13 protein-coding genes and 1 pseudogene are annotated in these 22,199 nt (G+C 48.1%); 3 read left to right on the forward strand and 11 right to left on the reverse strand.

Annotated elements, in window-relative coordinates; genetic code table 11:
- Positions 1-5: 5 nt before the first annotated feature.
- Positions 6-929 carry a LysR family transcriptional regulator gene (locus MKY23_RS22935; RefSeq protein WP_154891051.1) on the forward strand — a complete coding sequence of 308 codons (924 nt, stop codon included), beginning with the start codon at positions 6-8 and terminating at the stop codon, positions 927-929.
- A 27-nt stretch (positions 930-956) separates the two neighbouring features.
- Here the strand turns inward: MKY23_RS22935 and MKY23_RS22940 are convergent, their stop codons facing one another.
- Together MKY23_RS22940 and MKY23_RS22945 are read right to left on the reverse strand one after the other, a co-directional pair.
- Entirely contained in the window at positions 957-1,628 is a 672-nt protein-coding gene (locus MKY23_RS22940) for a TrkA family potassium uptake protein (protein WP_154891052.1), read from the reverse strand.
- Positions 1,629-1,661: 33 nt separating this feature from the next.
- Positions 1,662-3,002 carry a TrkH family potassium uptake protein gene (locus MKY23_RS22945; protein ID WP_339832476.1) on the reverse strand — a complete coding sequence of 447 codons (1,341 nt, stop codon included), beginning with the start codon at positions 3,000-3,002 and terminating at the stop codon, positions 1,662-1,664.
- 466 nt (positions 3,003-3,468) lie between these two features.
- Between MKY23_RS22945 and MKY23_RS22950 the strand changes: the two genes are divergently transcribed.
- Positions 3,469-5,166 carry a type II CAAX endopeptidase family protein gene (locus MKY23_RS22950; protein WP_154891054.1) on the forward strand — a complete coding sequence of 566 codons (1,698 nt, stop codon included), beginning with the start codon at positions 3,469-3,471 and terminating at the stop codon, positions 5,164-5,166.
- Here MKY23_RS22950 and uvrC read toward each other — a convergent pair.
- Together uvrC and trxA are read right to left on the reverse strand one after the other, a co-directional pair.
- Positions 5,135-7,222: an excinuclease ABC subunit UvrC gene (uvrC, locus tag MKY23_RS22955; RefSeq protein ID WP_339832479.1), complete on the reverse strand. Its 2,088-nt coding sequence runs from the start codon at positions 7,220-7,222 to the stop codon at positions 5,135-5,137. The genes MKY23_RS22950 and uvrC overlap by 32 nt on opposite strands.
- Before the next feature lie 413 nt (positions 7,223-7,635).
- On the reverse strand, positions 7,636-7,953 hold the full coding sequence (gene trxA / locus MKY23_RS22960) for a thioredoxin (RefSeq protein ID WP_090919457.1): 318 nt from the start codon (positions 7,951-7,953) through the stop codon (positions 7,636-7,638).
- 264 nt (positions 7,954-8,217) lie between these two features.
- Between trxA and MKY23_RS22965 the strand changes: the two genes are divergently transcribed.
- Positions 8,218-8,373, forward strand: a complete 156-nt coding sequence (locus MKY23_RS22965) for a YqzM family protein (protein ID WP_090919461.1) — start codon at positions 8,218-8,220, stop codon at positions 8,371-8,373.
- Positions 8,374-8,464: 91 nt separating this feature from the next.
- On the opposite strand, the gene dnaI is transcribed toward MKY23_RS22965, so the two are convergent.
- The 7 genes and pseudogenes from dnaI to MKY23_RS23000 form a co-directional block, all read right to left on the reverse strand.
- Positions 8,465-9,415 (reverse strand): primosomal protein DnaI, encoded by a 951-nt coding sequence (dnaI, locus tag MKY23_RS22970; protein WP_090919464.1) that lies wholly within the window; start codon positions 9,413-9,415, stop codon positions 8,465-8,467.
- Between the two features lie 206 nt (positions 9,416-9,621).
- Entirely contained in the window at positions 9,622-12,963 is a 3,342-nt protein-coding gene (locus tag MKY23_RS22975) for an alpha-amylase family protein (RefSeq protein ID WP_339832482.1), read from the reverse strand.
- 130 nt (positions 12,964-13,093) lie between these two features.
- Positions 13,094-16,341: pseudogene (locus MKY23_RS22980) on the reverse strand (alpha-mannosidase).
- A gap of 3 nt (positions 16,342-16,344) precedes the next feature.
- Positions 16,345-18,699, reverse strand: a complete 2,355-nt coding sequence (locus MKY23_RS22985; protein ID WP_339832484.1) for a glycoside hydrolase family 3 N-terminal domain-containing protein — start codon at positions 18,697-18,699, stop codon at positions 16,345-16,347.
- A gap of 33 nt (positions 18,700-18,732) precedes the next feature.
- Positions 18,733-19,653, reverse strand: coding sequence for a carbohydrate ABC transporter permease (locus tag MKY23_RS22990; RefSeq protein WP_090919467.1), 921 nt, complete (start codon positions 19,651-19,653; stop codon positions 18,733-18,735).
- 24 nt (positions 19,654-19,677) lie between these two features.
- Positions 19,678-20,607, reverse strand: a complete 930-nt coding sequence (locus MKY23_RS22995; protein ID WP_090919470.1) for an ABC transporter permease subunit — start codon at positions 20,605-20,607, stop codon at positions 19,678-19,680.
- An 80-nt stretch (positions 20,608-20,687) separates the two neighbouring features.
- On the reverse strand, positions 20,688-22,160 hold the full coding sequence (locus tag MKY23_RS23000; protein ID WP_339832488.1) for an ABC transporter substrate-binding protein: 1,473 nt from the start codon (positions 22,158-22,160) through the stop codon (positions 20,688-20,690).
- Positions 22,161-22,199 lie beyond the last annotated feature (39 nt).

The following is a 22,199-nucleotide window of genomic DNA, read 5'->3' on the forward strand; positions in this document are numbered from 1 at the left end:
TGTTCATGTTCGAAGAATTAAACGCATTCGCAGCGGTTGTAGAGCAATCCAGTCTAAACCGTGCATCCAAGCTACTGAATCTGTCTCAGCCTGCACTCTCTCGTAAAATCTCCAAGCTGGAAGATGAACTGGGCGTATCCCTCTTTCATCGCCGCGGCAAACGATTGGAATTAACCAGCGTAGGCCAACTAGCTTACACCTTCGCCGTCGAGCAGAAACAACAGCAACAGAAATTTCTCACCATGTTATCTCAATACAAGGACGAAGAACAGAGCATTATTACGTTAGGAGCGAGTTTGACGACACTTCAGACCACCTTACCTCCACTCGTCAACGCTTTTATGGAGAAGCATCCTCATGCAGAATTAAAGCTGCTAACAGGCAAAACCCATGAGATCGTTTCTTTTGTTCGTGATAAAAAAGCCGATGTTGGCATTGTAGCCTCGTCCATTAGCGAAACGGGACTAAACTGTGTTCCACTATTTGACGATCACCTGGAGCTGGTTGTGCCGCTAACGCACCCGCTTGCGGGCAAGGAAGCAGGTATGGAGCATCTGCAGGATCTTCCGATGATTACGTTCTCCAAAGGAACATGGTACCGTAAACTGACAGACGATCTGTTCCAGCGTTGCACCGTAATGCCTGACATTCGCATGGAGATTGATTCATTCGAAGCCATTATCCGTCTTCTGCCGACCTGTAAAGCCGCTGCCCTTCTTCCCAAATCTTATCTTCGTCCACAGCTGCTGGCAGATAACGATCTCGTTGCCGTGCATTTACCTCAGTTGAAACAGACCCGAAGAACAACTTGCATGATCTATGGGGAAAAAGAAAACCTCAGCGAAACCGCCAGACAATGGGTCAGGGAGACTGCTGCATTTTTTACAGCAAAGGCGTCATTGCCCTCACGAAGGACAACAACGCCTTGATATAATCCAGAAGAAGCAGCTTACTGCTCAGCTCTCTTGACTAATAACTTCTTCTTCAAATCGGTCGATATCACCATTATTGCCGATAATGACCATAATATCCCCCATTTGCAGGGAATCCATCGCCGTCGGGGCAATAATCACCCCGGCTTCTTTTTGCAGGGCTACAATGCTACAGTTAAAGCGTACACGTGCATTCAAGCTAGCGAGTGTTTTATTGTGGAGACAGGAAGGTACCTTCATCTCTACAATACTGTAATCATTGGACAATTCGATGTAATCCAGCAGGTTTGGTGTAACCAATTGGTGAGCGACCCGGATGCCCATATCCCGTTCAGGGTAAACGACACGGTCAATGCCCAGCTTATCAAGTGCTCGTCCGTGAAGAACCGATATAGCTTTGGCTACAACCGTTTTGACTCCCAGCTCTTTGAGCAGAATGGCAGTGAGGATACTCGTCTGAATATCGTCGCCAATAGCAACGATGCCGCAGTCAAAATTACGAATGCCGAGGGAGCGTAGCACCTCTTCATCCGTAGCATCCGCCACGACAGCGTGAGTGACCAGGTCACTCATGTCTTCGACAAGTTCCTCATTTTTATCAATGCCAAGCACCTCATAACCTAGTTCCATTAATTCCTGTGCCAGACTGGAGCCAAACCGCCCAAGTCCAATGACCGCAAACTGCTGTTTTTTCATCGTTCTTCACGAACCCCTCTATCCTAATAATTACTAACCAATTATCATTTTGCCTTCCGGATACCTGTATAAATCCTTACCCTTTTTCTGCCCCAGTGCATACGCAAGTGTAATTGGTCCAAGCCGTCCTGCAAACATGGTAAAACAGATCATTAACTTGCCAAATGTGGTGAGTTTAAGCGTCAGGCCAAGAGAGAGCCCTACCGTACCAAAAGCAGATGTCGTTTCAAATAATATCATTAAAAAATTACTGTCTTCTGTCGTACTCAGCACCATCGTCACCGTAATAATGAACAACAGCGCCAGTAGCGTGATGGTGAGTGCTTTGAAAATACGTTCCTGCACAAGCCGATAACGGAAAAAGACGATATCCTCCCGACCGCGCATCATGGCAATGACTGCCCCGGCCATAATCAGAAACGTTGTTGTTTTGATGCCGCCCCCGGTTGACCCCGGTGATGCACCGATAAACATCAATATAATCATGAAAAATTGCGTGGCCTGCCGCAGTCCGGCAATATCGACCGTGTTGGCCCCGGCTGTACGCGGTGTTACCGATTGGAAGAACGAGCCGAGCAACTTGCCGCCCCAGTTCAGACCACCTAGCGTTCGTGGGTTGCTGAACTCGAATACAAAAATGACCAGCGCACCAAACATAATCAATAAGGCCGTCATCAGCAAAACAACTTTGGAATGTAAGGATAGCTTCCTCGTTTTATGATATTCCACCAAATCGGACAACACCACAAAACCGATCCCACCCGAAACAATCAGAAACATGGCGGTAAAATTAACAAGCGGATCGTAGACATAGCCCGTTAGACTGCTAAAATGACCAAACATATCAAACCCGGCATTGTTAAACATAGAGATGGCGTGCCAGTAACCGTAATACATGGCCTGCCCGATCGGCATATCAAATGACCAGCGCAGTGCAAACAATGTACCGCAAATCCCCTCCAGAATAAGCGAATAAATCACGACTTTGCGAATCAGCCTCACAATGCCTTCCATTGTGCTCTGATTCATTGCCTCTTGTAAGATCAATCGCTCCTTGAGCGATATTTTCCGTTTGAACGCAATCGCAACCAGCGTAGACATCGTCATAAAACCGAGACCGCCGATCTGAATCAGAATCGCAATAATCACCTGACCCAGCACTGAAAAATAGGTTCCTGTATCCACAACAACGAGCCCTGTCACACACACAGCCGAAGTTGCTGTGAAAAGTGCATCGATAAAGGCCAGGCTGTCGCCGGTTCGGCTGGATGCCGGAAGCATCAACAGCAGTGTACCCAGCAGAATAATGCCAGCAAAACCTAACACCAGAATACGGGGCGGCGATAATCGCATCCATTGAACATTTGCTTTCACTTCAGTATCATCCACCTCTGCTAAAAAAGAAAATAACTCCACCCTGTGGAGCTCATGTATGATTCATAAAAAAACATCATATAATTGGAGTTGATATGCATCCAACTAGAGTTAGTATACTCTTTTACAGGATGCCTACTCTGGATGTCCACTCCGTTAGCTTTATTAGCTCTTTCCGTTCTATTCGTTCCCTTGTTAGACCCGAGACATGCGGTTTTTTGCATATTTGCTTCAAAATTATAAGCGCTGCAACGAATGCGCACAAAACGATTTTTGGGTAAATAACTTCGAATTCGTTCAAAACGGGAAAAAAGTTCATGCCCGGACAGCATGATCGGATTTTTTCGATCATTTTCATTCGTTTTCAAAGATTTACACCTGTTTTCGCCCTGTCATTGGCATTGAGGACATGCCCTGTGCTATCTTTACAGTACGATGTAATTGAAAAAAGGAGGAACACCATTCCATGAATCCCTTAGGGCAGCCTTTACAGCTTAAGGCTAACTTCAAACGTTTGGGGTTGCTTGCGGTGATCGGCCTGATTTTATTTTTTGTCTTTCAGATCTTTCCTGCGACTTCATCACAAACGACAGAAATTTCGTCAACATCCTTCATTAGCAAGGATCAAGCGATCCAATCTGCACGTTCATTCGCGGCTTCCGTTGATGACTATACGCTCCAAGGCAATGCCAGTAAACCCCTAGTAACGTATCAGACCCATTCCGATATTTACGGTTATATGGCAAAGACGAAACAGCTTGCCACGTACAATAAAAAATGGGAAACAACCTATCCTTACGATGTATATCGAGTGCGTTTGCTTGATCAGGACAGTAGGGGTTACCTTAACGTTGACGTACATATGAAAACAGGCAAGGTAGTTGCCTTCAAGCGGATATTGCCTTCCTCCCTGTATACGGCCGTTGAATCAGAGCAAGAACAAGGCATCAGAAGAACTTCAGAGTCGCTTGCAGAAGGCAATATGCCATTGAACGAAAAAGAAAAACTCGCGGCTGGAGTTTTGAAAGAATTCGGATATGACATCCCAACACTTCAACTGGATACACGAGATGGCGAGCCGGGTCTGAAGTACACGGATGCAAGTAAAACGATTGGCAACTCCAAGCTAGAATTGAATTTTACATTTGAAAATGGGGCTGTCCGTTCGTTCGATCCGGAGTTCTCCGTACCGAAATCCCACACGGATTATGTTAAAGACCAGACCCAATTAGCCAATTGGTTAACTTACGGTGGTTACGCTTTTCTGACGTTTGTTCTTGGTGTGCTTGCCATTATTTATAGCATTCTGGCTCGTGCAAATACATCGTTCAAACGAGGCGTCGTATTGTCACTGGTGTACTTTGCTGCTTCTATGATTGGTACACTGAACATGTTGCCTCTCTTCCAGGCACAAGGACTTTCAAGCTTCATGTTAGTGTTCCTTATGCTCATTCAGACCGGCATAACCATCGTGATGAGTGCTACGATCTATCTATCGCTTGTCGCTGGTGACGGCATGTGGCGCAAAATCGGATTTAATCCATGGCCTCGTGCCAAGGAGCCGGGTTACGGCAAATATGTGTTGCAGAGTATGTACACCGGCTATCTATGGGCATTCATTCTGCTAGGTGTACAATCCGTTCTATTCTTTATTCTTGAACGTAGCATCGGCACATGGTCCACCACCTCAGCAGATCAATCGACATATAACATGACGTATGCCTGGATCTTTCCGATTATGGCTTGGATGGCTGGAATCGGGGAAGAGGCCGTATATCGACTGTTCGGTATCCGCATGATGCAAAAAGTTGTGCGTAACACGTTTATCGCCTGTCTGATCCCTACAATTATTTGGGCACTTGGACACACCTTATATCCAATCTATCCAGTCATTACACGACCGATCGAACTGACTGTCATTGGACTGTTGTTCAGCCTAATTATGTTGCGTCACGGCTTCATTGCTGTTGTTTTTGCACATGTCATCTTTGATAGCCTATTGATGGGGCTCAGCTTGATTTTCATGGGAGACGCCCTGAACATGGGTGCCGGAATCTTTTGGATTGTGTTGCCTGCTATTGTTGGATACGTGGTCTACCGTTTCAATCCAAAACAAAAAGAGAAGCCGTATGTCACGACTCCTCATCACGAAGTGCTGCAATAATCTGAGTAGCTAGTTTATCTCCAATAGATAGAGGCCGGAAGTCTTCAACGCTGGCCTCTTTTATTTTGCGTAAAGAGCCAAAATGCTTCAATAGCAGCTTACGCCGCTTCTCCCCAATGCCTGGAATGGCATCGAGTCTAGACGTAACCATCGATTTGCCGCGCTGCTCACGGTGAAATGAGATGGCAAATCGGTGAACCTCTTCTTGAATCCGCTGTAACAGATAAAACTCCTGACTGTCCCGCGGCAGGGCAATCACTTCTGGCGGATTACCAATCATCAGCTGTGATGTTTTGTGTTTGGCATCCTTCACCAATCCACACACCGGAATGAATAGCCCAAGCTCGTTCTCAAGCACGTCTACAGCTGCGGAAATCTGTCCTTTACCTCCATCGACTACGATCAAGTCAGGCTGGGTCAAGTTTTCCTTGAGCACTCGCTCATAACGGCGACGGATAACTTCACGCATTGTTTCATAATCATCCGGCCCCTCGACAGAGCGCACTTTATATTTACGATATTCCTTCTTGTCCGGTTTACCGTCGGTAAATACAATCATGGCAGACACCGGATTCGTACCCTGAATGTTCGAGTTATCGAAAGCTTCAATTCGTCTTAACTGCTCCAGACCGATCCAGCGCCCCAATCCCTCGGAAGCCTTAGATGTTCGCTCTTCATTACGTTCAATGAGGCGGAACTTCTCCTCCAATGCCACCCGTGCATTGTCGAGTGCCATCGTAATCATCTGGCGTTTCAGTCCGCGTTGCGGGATATGCACTTTAATGTCCAACCATTCTTGCAGAGAAGCAGCCATTTGCGACGGGTCCTCCATCTCGGATGGCAGTTTGGCATTGGATGTTTCCTGCAATCCGGTAGCATTGCTCTCTTCTTCCTCAGTTACCTCCGCCCCATAAGCTGCAAGTGTCTCGGCAACAACTGGCATCGAAGCAGCGGTCTGATTCATCCCGACTTGTAATTCCTCTTGCGTGGATTCAACCGTTCCCTCAGAATGTTTATCCTCGGATATATTCGCATGATCCACTTTTGTGGAATCGCTTGTTTCCTGACCAGAGAGCAGTTCCTTCGGCATCTCCGGTAGCAAAATTTCCTGTGGCAAAGCCGGGTTATCACTATAATACTGGGTTACATAGGACATGAAATCATTGTAGGCCTCACCGTAGAACGGGAAGGTGGATACATGGCGTTCAATCATTTTCCCCTGACGCATATATAGAATCTGGACACACATCCAGCCTTTATCAATCGCAAATCCAAAGACGTCACGGTCTCTGGCATCCGCCATCGTAATTTTCTGTTTTTCCATGATCGCATCAATCGCAATCACCTGATCACGCAGCTCTTTGGCACGTTCAAAATACAAATCTTCAGCGGCTTCCTGCATTTTACGCTGCAAGTCCTTTTTAATCTCCTCATGCCCGCCGCTTAGAAATGATCCGATCTCCTGCGAAATCTCGTCATACTGCTCTTTGCCCACTTCCTTCACACAAGGAGCAAGGCATTGGCCCATGTGGTAATATAGGCAAACTTCCTTCGGCATTACACCACATTTGCGGAGCGGATACATCCGATCTAACAGTTTTTTCGTTTGGTGTGCCGCATACGAGTTCGGATACGGACCGAAGTATTTGGCTTTATCTTTCAGCACACGGCGGGTCACTTCGAGCCGCGGATGCTTTTCATTCGTTATTTTAAGATAAGGAAACGTTTTATCGTCTTTAAGCAATACATTGTAACGCGGCATATGTTTTTTGATCAGGTTACACTCCAGAATGAGTGCTTCCATGTTGCTACCTGTCACGATGTATTCAAAATCACGGATTTCGGATACAAGACGCTGTGTCTTTCCGTTATGACTGCCAATAAAATATGAGCGCACGCGGTTTTTGAGCACTTTCGCTTTACCAACGTAAATAATGGTGCCTTCACTGTTTTTCATCAAATAACAGCCCGGCAGGTCTGGAAGCAATGCGAGCTTGTGACGAATCTGCTCCAGTGCTTTCTCCTGTGCGTCTAACTCCTGTATAAATGGATCCATAATTCGGTGGGTCCTCCCTTCCGAAAAAAGTAAAAGTCATGGTTACACAAAAAAATTCACACCGACCACTCCAATGACAGAACAACCTTTCAATCGCTGTTATCCCCAGATTTCTTTGATTCCTTTTTTAAAAGGGAAAATCCGGTGATAAAGGCTACAGTAGATGCTTCCGATGTAGCTTTCTTTCAGAAAGCTTTTAGCTTCGCTTCTCCAGTTCTTTTCTGTCCTCTCCGTTAATCATGTAAATTTCCAGTTTCATTTTATATTCACTTATATAATATAAATAATTTATCACATCATTTATATATTACTTTTATATTGTCCTACATATCACTTATCGACGCAAAACGCCCCCGGCATGTAAACCGGAGGCGATGTGTCAGCCTGCACTTAATTATGTTGTGACTTGCTGCTTATTGATGTTTTTCGATGATTCCTTTGAGAGCTTCTTTAGAGTTCAGACCAACCACTTTATCAACCGGTTGACCATCTTTGAAGAAGATCAGTGTTGGAATGCTCATTACGCCAAAGCGGGAAGCAGATTCTGGATTCTCATCCACGTTTACTTTAGCAATTTTTACGGAATCGCCAACTTCTGTGGACAGCTCTTCCAGGATTGGAGCGAGCATTTTGCAAGGACCACACCAAGGCGCCCAGAAATCAACCAGAACCGTTCCTTCTCCTTCGACTTCCGTGTTAAAGGATTGATCGGATACGTTAACAATAGCCATGAAATTGTCCTCCTTATATATACTTACGGTTTTATTTTAACCTGTAACGTCGTGAACGACACTTCCAGTATAACACATGTGCGTAAGACATGTGAAATGAACAGATAATGTTCATCTTCCCAACATGAAATCTTCACAATTACAGGTGAAGCCAGTCGTCTGCAAAATCTTTACAAACGCTTTCTTTTCCAAGTATACTAAAATTACTCCGGATTGTAGCCCTGCTTGCAGGCCAAGCTGTCAATCCTCAAAGGAGGCAACACAATGGACGCTAATATTCGGATGACCGACCCGCGTGAACATGTGAACGAGGAGCCGCGTAGCGATCTCTTTGATCTGATTATGGGCGTTGTCGGCATGGGCGGCCTGATGACTGTTATCTTTTTTGGTATGGTAATTTTTAAATTCCTGACCGAATAGGATGTTCAAGTCAGTTTCAGGCTCCCGCAGACCAGAAAAGCCCGGTTCTCGCATATTGCGAAAGCCAGGCTTTTTTTGGTTCATCTATATCTTAGCTCTTCCCTCGTTGGTTCTCACCCCGTACCTGAATGACATCCACAAATGGACGAATGCGATCCATCAAACGTTGACCTTTGTTCGATTCCTCGCCATCCCGGTTCGTAAAGCTCAAGTGTTTCTCAAGCCCTTCCAGGTTGTAATTGGACGTATAGAACGTTGGCTTGCGATTCATTCTATAGTTAAGAATAGAGCCCATCACATGATCCCGTACCCATGGGTTCAGGTTCTCTGCACCAATGTCATCAAAGATGAGCAGGTCACAGCTTTTCAGAACATCCGTCATTTCCTTGAGCTTCTGTCCTTCACTGATCATGGATTTCAAATCCTCTACAAAGTCAGGCATATAAATAATGACACCTGTATGACCCGCAACCGCGAGTTCATGTAGCAGATAACACATCAGAAACGTTTTGCCGGTTCCAAACGAACCTTCCAGATACAACCCCTGCGTTGAAAGTCCGTTGGCCTTCGTCTCGCTAATATAACGAAGTACACGGTTTACCGCTGGCGCACGCATGCGATCTTTGCCCATAATTTCCACATCATTATATCCAGCGCTTAGAGCACGCTCATCCACATAAAAACTGCGAATCCGCTGTTTGATGATATGTTCATTTTGCCGGGCGATCTGTTTGGAGCAAGGTGCTTTAATATCTATAATTTCGGGTTTACCGTTAAAGTTCTCTACTTCTAGTTTGCAGAAATGACCCTGAAAATCGTTGGGACAGTTGTCGAGTCCCGGACAATTCGCGCAGTTCTTCGAATCTTTAGCATACTGAAACAGCTTGCTCAGATCGGGCATGAGCTGTGTATCTTTCAGTTCAGGATGACCTGCGCGGAACTCGCGCACATATGGATCTTCCAACAAATCCGCCATAATTCGCCGCGACTGCTCACGAAACGAAGGGTTCAGCTGCTGAAGCAGTCCTCCCAAGGATTCCATGACTTCAAGCCCCCTTTTATTAGTATCTGTATTATTGAATAACGGGACATCCTTATCGCCTTATGTTCAATCATTCGTACTGTTCATTCTATAGAAAAGCCACCAATAACTCAACAGATACATCTGGAAAATCGTCGAACCCTTACAACTGGCGCATCCCCGCCGTTACAATCTCACTCTCGTTGGATTCCGATTGTGTCATGTCGTTAATAAGCCTCTTTCACATCTTGTTGTATAATCTCGATCTCAACTTCTTCCGGACGATATACGGCACGCAGCTTACCCGAGGAATCCGTCGCAAACAGCACCGAGCGATTGCTCTGAAGTTCAAAGGAATACGTAACACCTGTATGCTGATCTCTGATGCGCACCTGCTCATTCCAGGCATATTCCGAAACGATAATATACAAATTCCCTTTTGAAAAATGAAGCTTCCGGCCGTATATTCCCGCAATCTGCCCGCCTGATAACCATTCCAGCTCCCGCTCTACACCTGCTGTAGCTGCGGCATAACGATACAGTTCCACAAGCGGCTCATCCCGGCCGTTCAATTCCAGTGGCAATGGGGTCCAGATCAGCTTCCCCTTACCCTCACCCAGTGGTACAACGGTTACCCGATCTGCTTTAGGCGATGGCGATGTTTTCGTTGTATCCATTTCATCGATGGCGTCGGCATCAAGAGAGGGGTGCAAGTGTCCTTTCTGACCATCGGCAAGAAGAACTTGCATTTCTTTGACCACTTCGGCAATACGGCGTCTGCCATAAGTGACACGATGGTTTGTCCCGTTAAGGTGAAGCACCTCCTCACGCTGCACATTAGCCAGATTTCGTTTCCCCACCAACATATCCGCTCTTCCGCTCGGTTTCCAGTATGCATCAAGTCCCAGCGGACCGGTGATAAGCAAGCTTGCACCCTGCTTCTCTGTAAATTCTATTAATCGACGGAACGCAGCATCTTCCAGATTATGCGGACTTGGCACGATGACCAGCTTCGGCGGCTGATGTTCCAGTGAATCCAAGTGATATTCCGACAATGCACGGAACGGCAGCTTCAGCTCATAGGACAACACCCGGGTCAGCCTAGTCGTCGCATCATATGCCAGCGAACGGTTGGAGAAATCGTTCGAATACGGAAATACGACGGCAATTTGCTCCAGTTCCCGATCCTCGAACAACTCCCGCACCTCTCGCATAAAACGGCCAAAATCATACGATACGTTCGCTTCCGGTTTCTCTGTGCCATCTGCACGCAGCGCCCCGATATGAGATTCATTCGCGTTATCCATATAAAAATTTGTATTCCAGATCCATTGCACCGCACCCGCACCACCTGTCGCAAAGGCATAAGCATATTTGCGTTCCAGTATGCTGTGCAGCTCGGCTTCCGTACGTTTGGCGCGTCCATCTGGCGTTTCCACATACATCATACCGGTTTCCTGGATCAGATTCGGTTTATTCGGTGTTTTGGCAAAAATGCCATCCCAGAGCAGATCATCATTCAGCCACCAGGAATGCACTGTCGTGTAATCCACCTCGCGCTCATAGAAAAACGGGGATGGACGTTGTGCTCCCAAAGCCTCATCCTGTCCAATAGTAACCAGATGCTTCGGAGCCAAATCCTTGATTGTACTGACCAGTTCCTGTGCCCACACATTGTGCATCTCCATGGAAAACAGGCAATAATCCAGCCAGCGAGTGCCTTTTTTGGCCTGATGCATATCCTGTACATCAAAATTGATCTCTTCCGGTTCAGGAATCACCGCATCCGCGAAGCTTGGAAGCTGTCTCGGGGACATATTCCATGCCTCCTGCAGCGATTCAATCGTCTCATGACGCTTCTGAAGCCAGCTCATAAAAGCCTGCTGCTCGTACATATCCCGGGATGAACGCGGACCAGCAGAGAAAATACGTGCCGGATCAAACATGGACGGTTCATTGATGAGGTCCCAATCTACATGGGTACTGTGTATGTGCCGACTGACAACGCTGCGAATGAATCGTTTTTGTGCCTCGACGCTTTGCGGGTCCAAATAGGGATTAACTCCCTCCCAGGTCTCGGGGGTAAAAGAGAAGAACGTAAACGTCACCTGCAAACCATGTCGCTTCGCCGTTAAAAAGAAAGCATCGATGGCGCGAAGAACGTCTTCCGCCATGTGACCGTCCACCTGCATCATATTGCGATAAGCTGTCCAGATCCCAGTACGAATCCAGTTAATCCCGGCCTTCGCCATCTGTTCCATATCCCGGTCCCATACGTCCGTATTGGGCAGAAACAGAAATTTCCGCGCGACATCCGAGGTCATGTACGTCATACCGACAACAGGCAGCGGTTGCCCCGCTTGGATAAAATAATCCCTGCTGCGGGTAATCCCCTCCCCTTCCGCAAGCAAAGCCGTGTCCTGGCCCCAGAATCCTTGACGCAGGACACGAATCTCACCGTCCGGTGCCTCTGCTCGGCAGACGATTCGGTAAAGCCCAGGCTCCACAAGCTTCGGTAACGACAATCGAACATATTGCTGTTCGTCAGAAATGTGCATCTCCAGCTGGTGATTCCATACAGGCTCTGTTTGACCGTTCATCCGGTTTTCTCGTACTACGGTCAATGCAAACGTCCATCTCTCGAAGGCACTGCACCTAAATCCTGTCCGTTGGAGTCCATTCCGTTGAAATCCCGTACGTTGCAAAATCTGCCCCTGAAGGGTGAGCACTACCCGTTCCCCAGGTTCATAAGACGCATAGTTTGGTTTCAAAGACAGCTCCGTTACCCCTTGAGCACAGAACACACCCCATTTCACGATCTCAGCCGCACCGTTCTGCGTCCAAAAAGAGTCGGTTAAGGGCAGATTTACAAATAACCAGCGTGAACCGCCAAAGCTTCCACGTATGTTTTCCCATAAAACCATCGGAGCGGCAATGCTGCGTCCATCTTGGTTGATGCCTGTCAGCAACGCGTGAATCTGTGTACTCATTGTACCCGCCGATCCCATCTGGTGTGGCAGATCGCTTGTTTTGGTTGTATGAGGGACAAGATTCCATGTATCGGCAACTTCTAACAGTTCTTCTTTCCCGGCAAGCAGCGGGATCGAATCGGAAGAAACATACGACTGCACATCCGCTGTCGATACGCCAATCGTCTCATGGATATACAGTTCCTGATGATATGCCGTCTGCTCTGACTCCACGACCCATGTCTCGTGTTCTGCGCGTACAGGCCGCTTGAAAGGAGCCCCGCCGATACTGATCAGGCCGCCTCCCTGATGTAAATAATCCACAATGGCCGTCCAGGCCGATTTCGGAAAATACGGGGCATGCAGATTGATAAAACATCCCTCACCACCTGCCGCCTGTAACGCATCAGTCAGACCATCTGCGTCTGTAATGTGGATGTTCTCCCTTTCCAACGACTTCCAATGTTCCATCGCCTGCCTTGAGGGTTGTTGCCCCTCTATCGGAAAGGCCGGATCACAGAACAAAATCAGCTTAGCCTGAATCGCTGTCGGCGTTACAACAGGCGGCATCGGCATTTTGGGTAAACGCAATTGTTCCATAGATGAGTGCACTCCTTAAACTGGTTTAAGTGGGGCTATGAAGAGCTGAAAAATTTATTTACACTGGACCACTACGATGGCAGAACAACCTTCCGATCGCTGTTATACCACATAAATATCGCAACAAGGTTTACTGCAGCAGCACGGTTTGGATTTGGAAAGGTTTAAAGGACAGGGTAAACTCGCCGTTATTGCTTTCCAGCGGCTCCCCCTGTTCTTCAAGTGCATTGGAGTGGTATGCCTGCTCAAAGGCATGCGGCCATTTCAAGGTAATACGCTCGCGTTTGCCGGATGATTCATAGAAACGCAGCACCGTTCCTTGGCCATCTTCTGCCCGTTTGACCGTATCCAGAATGACATGTTCGCTGTCAAAGGTGATCCAGGCTCCTGTTGCGGGAAGAAAACCGGTCGCCCCTTGCTTTTTTGACCCTGTGTTTGAATGCACATACGATATGTCATGTTCTGGTTGCATTTCAATCTCTTCATGCTGATCTGGTTGTCCTGACATCACCTGATGCGCAATCACTTCGTGATTCAGTTCCGCGGCATGACGTACCGTATGCGCCTTACGCCAGTCGCCCTCATGAGGATACAGGGAATATGTGAATTCATGCGCTCCCTGATCTGCTGTCCGGTCAGGCCATTTAGAGGCACGCAGCAAGGACAAGCGAATCGTACTTCCCTGTACGTCGTATCCGTATTTGCAATCGTTAAGCAGACTTACACCATACCCATGTTCAGAGACGTCTGCGAACCGGTGTCCACAGACTTCGTACTGAGCCTGCTCCCAGCTTGTATTGCGATGTGTGGCCCGTTCCAGAGCCCCAAATGGAATTTCGTAGGTGGCCTTGGACGTCATTACATCGATTGGAAATCCAACCTTCAGCAGCTTGTGATTCTCATGCCAGTCCACCTGTGTTTTGAAATCAATTCGCCGCGAATCGTGATAGAAAATAATATCCTGTATAATGACGGATTGATGAATTTTCCAGCGGAAACGCAGGACATCCTTCACCTGACCTGCCAGCACCAGCTTTTTCTCCAAAAGCTGCGCTTCTCCGGCAGTCTGCTTTTCATAACGATTATCGATATCCCATGCGTCCCAAAGGGTTGGGCGGTCGTGGAAAAAGTGAAACCGGTTGCCCCGCTCACCCGGCTGCAACATGTCGCGTTCCGCTGTTTTATCCCATATGCGGGTCATCTCGCCTTGTTCGTTAAACTGCACATCATAATACGCGGTATCCCATGTATCGTTAAAAATCGTCTTGCTCTCCATGTTGTTCATCGTAGCCACTGCTTCAGTCCCTGCATTCGACTCTTTTGGATGCAGCTCTTCTTGATGCGGTTCACTTGGATGATCCGGCTCAGAAAACAGCCAAAGGGTCTTATAACCGAACGCGGGAATGTCCTCTACAAAAATAAACAATTGATTGCCTTCACGGTCGGATCGCAAGTAATGACCATGCTCATCCACTACGTGGGAGTTGGAATCAGCCCGCACAGGAATTTGCACAACAGCACTGAGTTTCCAGCCCAAACTGTTCAGAACCAGATACGCCGTTGAATCTTCCTGCCCCTGCGTAATCACCTGTTCAGCTAATATAGAAATCCCTTGATTTAGCCCTGACGTGCCCCATTGGAACACGTTCTCGTATTCCTCCCGGGAAGTGACATACGATTCGGTAATGGCAGACCCCGGAATAATATCGTGGAATTGATTGAGCAAAATCAGTTTCCAGCCTTCGTGCAGTGTATGGTGTATCTCCGCTTGCGCTTGTTCATTCATGGCAGGGTAAGCAAGGGTGCCCCAAAGTTCGGCTTCACGATACAGCACCTCTGCCTTGCGGTTGCTTCGTTTGTTCCGGGCATGTGTGGTGTAGGTTCCCCGGTGCGGCTCCAGATACAGATCACCGTGCCACTTGGGAAGTTCAGGTTGCGCAGCTTGGATCTGATCAAAAAAGGCTCCTGCTGTGCTGTACCCGCTCTCCGGTTGTCCAACCATCAGATCAGAACGGTCAATGTATTCCAGCATTTCGCGTGTTACCCCGCCGCCCCGTCTCCATGCCCGTAAAGCAGCATTTGCTCGGGATGGGCTGCTTTTTGGCGATAAGACTGCCAGTGATCATGAATATCCTTCGGCAGCGTATGTTCGTTAACGCCATGATTGAGATAGGACAGAATCGATGTACCGTCAATGCCCACCCATTGAAAAAGATCATATGGGAACACATTCGTATCATTCCATCCCAGCTTGGTCGTCATAAAATAATCCACGTTGCCATGCTTCAGGATCTGGGGAAGAGACGCGCAGTATCCAAACGTATCTGGAAGCCATTCAATTCGGGAGGTCATGCCGAACTCTTGCTTATAAAAACGCTGACCATATAACATTTGCCGCATCAAGGACTCTCCGCTCGGAATGTTCAGATCCGGCTCTACCCACATACCGCCAACCAGTTCCCAGCGTCCTTCGGCAATACGCTTTTTCACACGGGCGTACAACTCGGGATCGTTCTTCTTCAAGAAAGCATATAGCAACGGCTGACTCTGAGAGTACACATAATTCGGATACTCGTTCATCAGTGCGTCCACCGTGGAGAAGGTACGGCTCGTTTTACGCACCGTTTCCCGCACAGGCCACAGCCAGGCAATATCAATATGAGACTGCCCCACCATATGCTCCAGCCCCTCCGCATTACCGCCAATCTCGCGTACACGCCGTATCAAACGTTCCTCCAGCTGGTAAACGCCCGTCCCGTGCATAATCTCTTCCTGGCTCATGCCTGCGAATTGGTCCATCGCCTGATAGATCGCTTCTACCAATCGAACCTGCCGAAAATCACTTTCGGGCAGCAGAATCGCCGAATCCCTCACAATGGTCACCGTATACATCAGACTGCGTACAGCCTTATTGGGTCTAACGAGCAGGCTTGTGATGGACGTGATCGGAGGCTGAATGACCGCTTGTTGATTCAGCGGATCTACGGGTTCCGGTACCGGATCAAACATCTCAATCTCCAGTTCCGGATGGATTCCCACTTTGCACGGATCAAGCGAGACATACGTATGGTTGCGATCCAGCCCTTGATAAGATTGACCATTTACCCGCAGCAAACCTTCCCCCCCGGTATCAAATACGAGTCCATACGGTTGACCCTGCCACGATTCCGGAATATGCAGCTTGGTTCTGAAGAAATAGGTGTTACCCTGTTGGCTTGGAAAACGTTCAAAATCTTGGCCTTCGGGGTAATCCCCATGAACCTCATAATCTCCTGGCGTATGATAATAAGCGCGAGTAATGTCCCAACTCCGCAACTGCTGTTGCTCCAGCCACTGCTGTTCGGACAACTCGCGAATGAATCGTCTGATGCGTTCCATAGGTCAGGCCTCCTCTACCGTCAGTTCAATCCACTCTGTATCGTTCACATTACGACCCACATGAAGATGGAATTGCCCCGGTTCTACGACAGGTTTCAGATCACGGCCAATGTATTGTAGCTGCTCTGCCCCAATCTGGAAGGCAACCGTCCGGGTCTCCCCAGACTCCAGCCTGATTTTAGAAAATGCCTTTAATTCCTTGGCTGGACGTGTCATCTGACTAACGATGTCCGCAATGTACAATTGCACAACCTCTGCCCCGCTGCGTTGTCCTGTGTTGGTGATCTCTACAGTTAACGTTACATGTTCAATCGAAGTCATGGATGTACGTGTTAGCTTCGGTTTACTGTATTCAAATGTTGTGTAACTAAGCCCGTATCCAAAGACATAGCGCGGCTCCAGATCCTCTTCAAGATAACGCTTGCCCCTAGATCGTTTCCCGTTATAGTAGACCGGAAGCTGACCCACATGTTTGGGAATGGAGATGGTCAATCTTCCGGATGGATTGACATCACCGAACAATAGATCTGCAATGGCATGCCCGCCCTCTTGTCCCGGATACCATGCCTCAAGAATCGCATCTGCGTGCTCATCTGCCCACGGTTCTGCAATGGGTCGTCCATTGATGTAAACCACGATCATGGTTTTGCCAAGCTTATAGATTTCCTGCATCAGTTCCAACTGTACACCAGCTAACCCCAGCGTCATCCGGTCTATGCCTTCACCACACTCCATGTCATTCCATGAATATTCGGATACGTTGGAAGCGCCGGTTCTCAGATCAATCGTGCCTTCGCCAAAATCACGCGCGCTGGAACCGCCCATGACCAGAATAACTGTATCTGCCTCACGGGCCACCTCCATGGCTCGTTCAAAACCTTCTTTGGAATCACCTTTGATCCGGCATCCAGGCGCATAAAGAATCTGCTCTTGTTCTGCATAAACCTGGACTTTAACTCCTTTTTCCACATCGTCATCGTTCTGAGTCCCCGCCAGCTTGCTGCGGATGCCGTCCAGTACAGTGACCACTTTTGACCTCGGCTGCGGAGACGTATAATCCCCAAGCTGATTGTATGCCTGGTCAGCATTAGGCCCAATCACGGCAATACGTCCTGTCTCTGCTGTAGACAGCGGCAGGGCAGAGCCTTCATTTTTCAGCAACACTGCACCTTCCGCTGCCAATTGACGTGCCAATTGAATATGCTGTTCACTGCCGATCACTTCAGCTGTCCGCTCCGCATCCACATAAGGACGCTCAAACAGTCCCAGTCGGAACTTCAATGCCAGCACCCGGCGAACCGCTTGATCCAGCACCCCCATCTCAAGTTTGCCTTCTTCCACCGCCTGCACCAGATAACGTCCAAACATCACGCCAGACATCTCCATATCAATACCGGCCTGAATCGCCTGAACCGATGCATCCATACCATCTGCCGCAACATCGTGCCCGCTTGCCAGCATGTCGATTGCTCCGCAATCCGTAATGATCATTCCGTCAAAGCCCCATTCTTGCCGCAAAATCGTGTCCAGCAGCTCCGTATTCACGGTGCACGGCGTGCCATCAATTTCGTTGTACGCCGGCATAATGGACGCTGCACCAGCTTCAACCGCTTTACGGAAAGGATACAAATCCACTTCCAGCAGCTCGCGCAAGCCCATATGCACAGGCCCTGCGTTACGTCCTCCTTCCGAGCTTCCATATCCGACAAAATGCTTCAGCGTCGCGGCTACCGCATCTTCACGGTCAAGGTGTTCTCCCTGAAGCCCCGTTACAGATGCAGCAGCCAGTTCCCCAATAAGGTATGGGTCTTCGCCAAAACATTCTTCGGTGCGTCCCCACCTCGGGTCCCGCACCACATCCAGCACCGGGGAATAGGTTACCGCACCACCCTGAGCACGTGTCTCCAAAGCCACCGCCCGGCACATGTCCTGATACAGTTCCACATTCCAGGTACTTCCGAGCAGAAGAGGAACCGGATAAACGGTTCCGTCAATCGCCATATGACCGTGAGAGCATTCCTCACCAATCAGGATCGGAATGCCAAGTCTGGAATGGTCCACTGCATAACGCTGAATTAGGTTGACGACCTCTGCCCCCGCCTTGGCAGACAAACCATTCTCCAACGTAACTCCTGTCCACGGATCGGCTCGCAGTGTTCCGTACAACGATCCCACGCCTCCTTTTTCCACCTGTCTCTTGAAGGTTTCGTTTAGCGTAATATTTCCCTGATCCTGGGTATACGTCTGCCAGCCGAAGGGCTGCACAAGCTGACCCGCCTTTTCCTCCGTGGTCATCAGACTTAATAAATGCTCTACTCGTTCGGCAACAGTCTTGCTTTTATCCTTGTATATCATCATGTTGTAACTCTCCATTTCTGTAGAGGAATCCGATTATTCTTTTACTGCACCCACCGTCAGACCCTGTACGAAATAACGCTGGAAAAACGGATAAGCGAATATGATCGGCAGTGTGGCCAGCACAACCATAGCCATCCGGGATGTATCCTGCGGAATGGACTGCATGGCAGCCAGACTCATCGAGCTGTTGGCCGAGTTCTGCTGAATAAATTGAATGCTCGACTCAATTCGCATCAGCATCGATTGCAGCGGTACCAGATTGGGACTATCAATATATAGAAGGGCATTGAACCAGTCGTTCCAATAGCCGAGTGTACTGAACAAACCAATCGTGGCCAGACCCGGCAGCGACAACGGAATGACTATTTTCAGAAACGTATAAAATTCTCCGGCACCATCAATTCTCGCTGATTCAATGATTGCATCCGGCACACTGGTCGAGTAGAACGTACGCAAGATCATGATATAAAAAGCGTTCATCGCCAGCGGCAGAATCAATGCCCAGATCGTATCCTTCATGCCTAACAACTGGGATACCACCATATACGTCGGGATCATGCCACCGTTGAACAGCATCGTCAGAATAGCAAATATGGAGAAAAATCTCCGATAACGGAAGCTCTTGCGAGAGATTGCATAGGCATATAGCGACATCAGAACCAGACTGATGATCGTGCCTAGTACAGTCACCAGAATGGTCACCCCATACGCCCGCAGCAGCGTATCCCCGCTCTGCCAGACAAACTGATAGGCCGCGAAGCTCCATTCCGCCGGAATCAGGCGGTACCCGTCACGGGCCAGCACCTTTTCATCCGTAAACGAGATGATAACAACAAAGATAAACGGAAATACACAGATCAATGCAAAGAGTCCGGCGATGATATTCATCATCACGTTCCATGTAGCAGATACGTGATGGAAGTCGCGTTTTTTTACCAATTGAGCTTGAGTCACAGAGGTTCACTCCTTTCTCGTTTCTTAGAATAAGCTGCTGTCTTTATCGATTTTGCGAACCACATAGTTGGAGATCATCACAAGCACAAAACCTACAACGGATTGATACAAACCTGCTGCTGTGCTCATGCCGATCTCACCGCTGGTTTTCAGACCGCGATAGACATACGTATCGATTACGTTTGTAACGGAATACAGCGTTCCCGAATCTCTCGGCACTTGATAAAAGAGTCCAAAATCCGCGTAGAAAATACGCCCCACAGCGAGCAGGGTCATGATCGTAATAATTGGAGACAGCAGCGGGATCGTAATGTTTCGAATCTGCTGCCATTTGCTCGCACCGTCAATCATAGCGGCTTCATACAGCGACTTGTCGATACCCAGAATGGAGGCGAGGTAGACGATACTGCTGTATCCGATCGTTTTCCACAACGCCACAAAAATTAGAATATACGGCCAATACTTGGCCTCCGAGTACCACTGAATCGGTTCGAATCCGAACCAGCCAATCATCTGATTCAACATGCCGCGATCCATACTCAGGAAGCTGTATACGAAGTAACCCACAATGACCCAGGACAGAAAGTATGGCAGAAACATCCCCGTTTGATACAGCTTGGCAAGACGTTTGTTGATTAGCTCGGAGAGCAGAATTGCAAGTCCAACCGCAAAGACCAGACCTAGAAAAATGATCGTGATATTATATAAAAGCGTATTGCGTGTAATCAGCCAGGCATCATTGGTGCTGAACAGAAATTTAAAGTTGTCCCACCCTACCCAATCACTTTTCATCAGGCTGGCCCAGAAACCTTCGCGACTGAATCGGTACTGTTTAAAGGCTGCGACGGTGCCTGCAAGCGGCAGGTAAGAGAAGAAGAAAAACCAGATGGCGCCGGGCAACACCATGAGCAGCATGACTCGGTTTTTGATTAGATTCTTAAAAAATGTACTCATTGCGGGTATCCTCCTTCAGGCTATGAATGAGAAAAGGATCGAACGCTACAAACAGCCGCCCGATCCCTTCTCTCATTTTCTTACTTGTTTTCTGCTCTCCAGGCATCCAGCTGGCTTTGGGCTTCAGCCATCACTTTCTCCAGTCCGGCTTGGTTGAACTTCTCAATCACTTGCTCCAGATTGGTGGCTGGGTCGAGGGTACCTGTCATCAATGCTGCCCAATATTGTTCTTTCACGTTCTGTACTGCCGTTAGCTCGGCAGATACCTTGCTTGCATCAAAGTTAAAGCTGAGGATTGGCGAATTCACGCCTTCTGCATTGAACTTTTTGAACTCATCCCATTTGTCATCCGGATCATTGCTGTTCAGATAGAGCAACATGTTATTACCGAGAGAGTAGGAAGGCATATCATAGTTTTTGGATTCAGGCAGGTTTTCCATATGAGTATCTTCTACTTTTTTGTAGTGTGTACCCTCGATGCCCGAGTCCACCATATTGCGCAGCACCGGGTCTGTATTCAGCAGGTTCAGGAATTCCATCGCTTTCTCCGGGTATTCCGAGTTGGCCGAGATTGCCATGATGGAGCCCTGTACCGATGTGTTGGTAATGATAGCATCACTTGCCGGTGTGGATACGACAGGATAACCGTAACTTGCCGACCATAGATTGTCTGCGAGCGGCTGGGTCTGTGCACGATCCAGGAACCAGTTGCCCGATGTTGTCAGATCATTGGTAGAGCCTGTTGTTGCCGCTTCAGCCGACACATAACCCACTTTATAATATCTGTGCATCGTTGTTAGCGCTTCCTTCATTTCTGGTGTTCCCAGAATGTTCACGATCTTGTAATCGGTGGTGTCCAGCTTTATGGCCATCGGCAGGTTCTGGATTACATAGTCGTATGGCACATACGGCACGTAGTTTTTATCCATGGAAAAAGGAGTAATACTTGGCTCATTTTCCTTGATTTTTTTAAGCAAAGGTTCCAGGCTATCTAACGTACGGATATTGGAGGTATCCAGTTTGTATTTATCAAGCAGCGTTTTGTTGAAACGCCAGACTTCCTGCTGCGGCAGCTCCTTATTGGCCGGAATACCATAGTTGTGACCATCTACCTTGGAACCATTCAGGAAAGCCGGATCAATGGTTTTAGTCAGGTCCTGACCGTATTTGGCAAGCAGATCATCCAGTTCGAGGAATGCGCCCTTTCTGGCATTTTGCACGTAGTCAAAACCACCCGCAGAAGTAAAGATAATGTCCATCGGTTCACCGGACGCTACGTTCACTTGCATTTTCTGAGTATAGTCACCCCAGTCCACCATTTTCATCGTCACGGTAGCGTTAATTTTCTCTTTGGTATATTTACTGACTTCCTCCAAGACCTTGTTAACATCCTTCTGCGGTGTGCCGATGGTGTACCAGATCAACTGCACGGTGTCATCACCTGCTCCACCAGAATCGGAAGCCTCTTTGTTGCCGCCGCAAGCGCTAAGAACAAGCGTAACAGCCATTAACAATGAAAGAACGAGCGAGAAACGCTTCTTGGTTTTACTCATTTGCATGATCCTCCCTTTTCGTGTTTCCTTCTGATGTTC

The organism is Paenibacillus sp. FSL R7-0272, from assembly GCF_037969905.1.
GTDB lineage: Bacteria > Bacillota > Bacilli > Paenibacillales > Paenibacillaceae > Paenibacillus > Paenibacillus polysaccharolyticus.